This is a genomic window from Undibacterium sp. Xuan67W, assembly GCF_049340165.1.
In the GTDB taxonomy this organism is placed as follows: domain Bacteria; phylum Pseudomonadota; class Gammaproteobacteria; order Burkholderiales; family Burkholderiaceae_D; genus Undibacterium.
The window spans coordinates 1-6,029 of sequence record NZ_JBMPPN010000042.1 but is presented as its reverse complement, the minus strand read 5'-3'; the positions used below and the strand labels follow the sequence as shown (position 1 = coordinate 6,029).

Genomic DNA, 6,029 nt, shown 5'->3' with positions numbered 1-6,029 from the left:
AAAGCAAGACCCCCGGTCAATTACTTGAGCGGGGGTATGCGGAATAAAAGCCTGACGATGACCTACTTTCACACTGGTTGCAGCACTATCATTGGCGCGGAGTCGTTTCACGGTCCTGTTCGGGATGGGAAGGGGTGGTACCGACTTGCTATGGTCATCAGGCATAACTTGTTGATCTGTTGTTGACTACGTTGATCGGTAGTCGACAACAAATCCAATTCAGAAGAAGCTCAGTAGAGTGTGCGATCTTATTCGCACTAATCAATTTGTTTTGTCACAGCAAGCGAGACCATCGCTTGCTGTGGTGGTTGTGACTGCTGTCGAACAGGTGGAATTCTTCCGAACTCACACATTGTCGCAAACACTTCACAATACTTGTCGTAGCCTACAACCTGCTAAGGTTATAGGGACAAGCCTTACGGGCAATTAGTACTGGTTAGCTTAATGCATTACTGCACTTCCACACCCAGCCTATCAACGTCCTGGTCTCGAACGACCCTTTAAAGAGCTCAAGGCTCTGGGAAGTCTCATCTTAAGGCGAGTTTCCCGCTTAGATGCTTTCAGCGGTTATCTCTTCCGAACATAGCTACTCGGCAATGCCACTGGCGTGACAACCGATACACCAGAGGTTCGTCCACTCCGGTCCTCTCGTACTAGGAGCAGCCCCCTTCAAACTTCCAACGCCCACGGCAGATAGGGACCAAACTGTCTCACGACGTTTTAAACCCAGCTCACGTACCACTTTAAATGGCGAACAGCCATACCCTTGGGACCGGCTACAGCCCCAGGATGTGATGAGCCGACATCGAGGTGCCAAACTCCCCCGTCGATATGAACTCTTGGGAGGAATCAGCCTGTTATCCCCAGAGTACCTTTTATCCGTTGAGCGATGGCCCTTCCATACAGAACCACCGGATCACTATGTCCTACTTTCGTACCTGCTCGACTTGTCAGTCTCGCAGTTAAGCACGCTTATGCCATTGCACTATTAGCACGATGTCCGACCGTACCTAGCGTACCTTCGAACTCCTCCGTTACACTTTGGGAGGAGACCGCCCCAGTCAAACTGCCTACCATGCACTGTTCCCGACCCGGATAACGGGCCAAGGTTAGAACCTCAAACAAACCAGGGTGGTATTTCAAGGTTGGCTCCACGAGAACTGGCGTCCCCGCTTCAAAGCCTCCCACCTATCCTACACAGATTGGTTCAAAGTCCAATGCAAAGCTACAGTAAAGGTTCATGGGGTCTTTCCGTCTAGCCGCGGGTAGATTGCATCATCACAAACATTTCAACTTCGCTGAGTCTCGGGAGGAGACAGTGTGGCCATCATTACTCCATTCGTGCAGGTCGGAACTTACCCGACAAGGAATTTCGCTACCTTAGGACCGTTATAGTTACGGCCGCCGTTTACTGGGACTTCAATCAAGAGCTTGCACCCCATCATTTAATCTTCCAGCACCGGGCAGGAGTCACACCCTATACGTCCACTTTCGTGTTTGCAGAGTGCTGTGTTTTTATTAAACAGTTGCAGCCACCAGTTTATTGCAACCCTTTCATCCTTCCCCCGCAGGGGGGTCAAACTACAAGGGCGTACCTTATCCCGAAGTTACGGTACCAATTTGCCGAGTTCCTTCTCCCGAGTTCTCTCAAGCGCCTTAGAATACTCATCTCGCCCACCTGTGTCGGTTTGCGGTACGGTCTCGTATGACTGAAGCTTAGAGGCTTTTCTTGGAACCACTTCCGATCGCTTCGTGAACAAGTTCACTCGTCTCAACCCCTTGAATTACGCACCCGGATTTGCCTAAGTGCCTTCTACAAGTCAAGAACAGGCTCTTCCAACCGCCTGACGACCTTCTGTGATCCGTCCCCCCATCGCATCATACGACGGTGCAGGAATATTAACCTGCTTCCCATCAGCTACGCATCTCTGCCTCGCCTTAGGGGCCGACTCACCCTGCTCCGATGAACGTTGAACAGGAAACCTTGGGCTTACGGCGTGGGGGCTTTTCACCCCCATTATCGCTACTCATGTCAGCATTCGCACTTCTGATACCTCCAGCATCCTTTACAAGACACCTTCGCAGGCTTACAGAACGCTCTCCTACCATATCCAATAAAGGATATCCGCAGCTTCGGTGTACAGCTTAGCCCCGTTACATCTTCCGCGCAGGACGACTCGATCAGTGAGCTATTACGCTTTCTTTAAAGGGTGGCTGCTTCTAAGCCAACCTCCTGACTGTTTTAGCCTTCCCACTTCGTTTTCCACTTAGCTGTACTTTGGGACCTTAGCTGGCGGTCTGGGTTGTTTCCCTCTTGACGCCGGACGTTAGCACCCGACGTCTGTCTCCCAAGCTCGCACTCATCGGTATTCGGAGTTTGCAATGGGTTGGTAAGTCGCGATGACCCCCTAGCCATAACAGTGCTCTACCCCCGATGGTGATACTTGAGGCACTACCTAAATAGTTTTCGGAGAGAACCAGCTATTTCCAAGTTTGTTTAGCCTTTCACCCCTACCCACAGCTCATCCCCTAATTTTTCAACATTAGTGGGTTCGGTCCTCCAGTGCGTGTTACCGCACCTTCAACCTGGCCATGAGTAGATCACTTGGTTTCGGGTCTACACCCAGCGACTAATTTCGCCCTATTCGGACTCGATTTCTCTACGGCTTCCCTATGCGGTTAACCTTGCCACTGAATGTAAGTCGCTGACCCATTATACAAAAGGTACGCAGTCACGGAACAAGTCCGCTCCTACTGTTTGTATGCACACGGTTTCAGGATCTATTTCACTCCCCTTCCGGGGTTCTTTTCGCCTTTCCCTCACGGTACTGGTTCACTATCGGTCGATATCGAGTATTTAGCCTTGGAGGATGGTCCCCCCATGTTCAGACAGGATTTCACGTGTCCCGCCCTACTTGTCGCAAACTTAGTTCCACACCGATGATTTCGTATAAGGGGCTATCACCCTCTATGGCCGGAGTTTCCAATCCGTTCTACTATCAAAGATGCTAAATCTTGCAGGCTGTTCCCATTTCGCTCGCCACTACTTTGGGAATCTCGGTTGATTTCTTTTCCTGTAGCTACTTAGATGTTTCAGTTCGCCACGTTCGCTTTGCATACCTATGTATTCAGTATGCAATGACCTTACGGCCGGGTTTCCCCATTCGGAAATCTGCGGATCAAAGTGTGTTTGCTCACTCCCCGCAGCTTATCGCAAGCTACTACGTCCTTCATCGCCTGATATCGCCAAGGCATCCACCATGTGCACTTAGTCACTTGTCCCTATAACGTTAGCTTCTAGTGTCTGCTCTTATTACTAAGAGCAGGTTCATCACTAAAAACCGGTTATAGTTCTTTACTACTATTGAGTATTACTTTAGCGTTTGCCGTATCTCAAGGAATTTGATTTTTCTAAAACTCTGCTTTTCAGCAGTGCTTTTCAAACTCTTTTTAATACTTTGTTTGTTCGATACAATCACAACCCTTCCATAATTTCCATTAACAACTGTCGTTGCTAACTTCTCTTTACAGAAATAATTTTGATTATTTCTACTTTACTTCTTCTAAATTGTTAAAGAACGGTAATTCTGTATTTCTTTAATCTCTGTTGAAAGATCAAACCTAAATCGCTTACCTTGGCACTTGACTGCGCCGGCTTGACTTAGGTTTGTACTTTTGACAAATCTTGGTGGAGGTTAACGGGATCGAACCGTTCACCCCCTGCTTGCAAAGCAGGTGCTCTACCAGATGAGCTAAACCCCCGAAACCTTGTGTGCGTCGTCAACCACCGCCACCACGTTATATGGTGGGTCTGGTTGGGCTCGAACCAACGACCCCCGCGTTATCAACACGGTGCTCTAACCAACTGAGCTACAGACCCAGGTGCTTGCTTCGAGTCTTACCGGTATCGCTACCGCTAAGTTACACAGCTTGTCACTTCTTCAGTGACTTACCTTGTTCTTTGTTTTAACAGTCAATAAGTGTGGACACTTAACTTTCAGCACAACTCTAGAAAGGAGGTGATCCAGCCGCACCTTCCGATACGGCTACCTTGTTACGACTTCACCCCAGTCACGAACCCTGCCGTGGTAAGCGCCCTCCTTACGGTTAAGCTACCTACTTCTGGCAGAACCCGCTCCCATGGTGTGACGGGCGGTGTGTACAAGACCCGGGAACGTATTCACCGCGACATGCTGATCCGCGATTACTAGCGATTCCAACTTCATGTAGTCGAGTTGCAGACTACAATCCGGACTACGATACACTTTCTGGGATTAGCTCCCCCTCGCGGGTTGGCGGCCCTCTGTATGTACCATTGTATGACGTGTGAAGCCCTACCCATAAGGGCCATGAGGACTTGACGTCATCCCCACCTTCCTCCGGTTTGTCACCGGCAGTCTCATTAGAGTGCCCTTTCGTAGCAACTAATGACAAGGGTTGCGCTCGTTGCGGGACTTAACCCAACATCTCACGACACGAGCTGACGACAGCCATGCAGCACCTGTGTTACAGTTCTCTTGCGAGCACCGCCAAATCTCTTCGGCATTCTGTACATGTCAAGGGTAGGTAAGGTTTTTCGCGTTGCATCGAATTAATCCACATCATCCACCGCTTGTGCGGGTCCCCGTCAATTCCTTTGAGTTTTAATCTTGCGACCGTACTCCCCAGGCGGTCTACTTCACGCGTTAGCTGCGTTACCAAGACAATTAAGTCCCGACAACTAGTAGACATCGTTTAGGGCGTGGACTACCAGGGTATCTAATCCTGTTTGCTCCCCACGCTTTCGTGCATGAGCGTCAGTGTTATCCCAGGGGGCTGCCTTCGCCATCGGTATTCCTCCACATATCTACGCATTTCACTGCTACACGTGGAATTCTACCCCCCTCTGACACACTCTAGCCATACAGTCTCAAATGCAGTTCCCAGGTTGAGCCCGGGGATTTCACATCTGACTTATATAACCGCCTGCGCACGCTTTACGCCCAGTAATTCCGATTAACGCTTGCACCCTACGTATTACCGCGGCTGCTGGCACGTAGTTAGCCGGTGCTTATTCTTCAGGTACCGTCATTAGCCCACTGTATTAGAGTAGACCGTTTCTTCCCTGACAAAAGAGCTTTACAACCCGAAGGCCTTCTTCACTCACGCGGCATTGCTGGATCAGGCTTGCGCCCATTGTCCAAAATTCCCCACTGCTGCCTCCCGTAGGAGTCTGGACCGTGTCTCAGTTCCAGTGTGGCTGGTCGTCCTCTCAGACCAGCTACTGATCGTCGCCTTGGTGAGCCTTTACCTCACCAACTAGCTAATCAGATATCGGCCACTCCATGAGCATGAGGTCTTGCGATCCCCCACTTTCAACCTTAGTTCGTATGCGGTATTAGCGTAACTTTCGCTACGTTATCCCCCACTCTAGGGTATGTTCCGATATATTACTCACCCGTTCGCCACTCGTCAGCGGAGCAAGCTCCCTGTTACCGTTCGACTTGCATGTGTAAGGCATGCCGCCAGCGTTCAATCTGAGCCAGGATCAAACTCTTCAGTTTAATCTCTGTTTTTGTTCATTTCTGAACTCTGTTCTTTCGAACAGTGTCGCTCACTCAAATAACTGACAGGCTATCTCTTGCGAGATATCCTATTGATTACTTTTGCGAACATTTGATATTTTTTAAGTATCACGATCAAATAAATTTGATCGCGGCGCTTTCTATCAAGTGCCCACATTTATTGACTGTTAATTGTTAAAGATCTTATTTCCTGCCTTGGCAAAACCGGGACTCTTTCGAATCAACCTATTTCACCCTTCGCTGCGCTGCAAATCGTTTTGTTTGTCAACAGCAAAGAAGCGAGATTATGAAGCACTTCCTACTTTTCGTCAACACCTTTTTTAGCCGCTTTCGTTATCCACGCTTAACTACCCGCTTCTAACTCTTCACTTCTAAAACCTGTATCAACTACTTCACTTTCTTTTCTCCCCCCGCCTCTCGACGGGAGCCGAACTATAGCAAATACCACACACCATTGCAAGGACT

At 49.2% G+C, this 6,029-nt stretch carries 2 tRNA genes and 3 rRNA genes; all 5 read right to left on the bottom strand.

Annotation, left to right across the window (positions count from 1 at the left end):
• Positions 1-49: 49 nt before the first annotated feature.
• Positions 50-162: ribosomal RNA gene (rrf, locus tag ACO0LE_RS20015) — 5S ribosomal RNA — on the bottom strand.
• A 243-nt stretch (positions 163-405) separates the two neighbouring features.
• A 23S ribosomal RNA gene (locus ACO0LE_RS20010) occupies positions 406-3,282 on the bottom strand.
• 404 nt (positions 3,283-3,686) lie between these two features.
• A tRNA-Ala gene (locus ACO0LE_RS20005) sits at positions 3,687-3,762 on the bottom strand.
• A 41-nt stretch (positions 3,763-3,803) separates the two neighbouring features.
• Positions 3,804-3,880 (bottom strand) — tRNA-Ile (locus tag ACO0LE_RS20000).
• Between the two features lie 132 nt (positions 3,881-4,012).
• Positions 4,013-5,543 (bottom strand): 16S ribosomal RNA (locus tag ACO0LE_RS19995).
• Together the 16S, 23S and 5S rRNA genes with 2 tRNA genes alongside form the textbook arrangement of a ribosomal RNA operon.
• Positions 5,544-6,029: the final 486 nt, after the last annotated feature.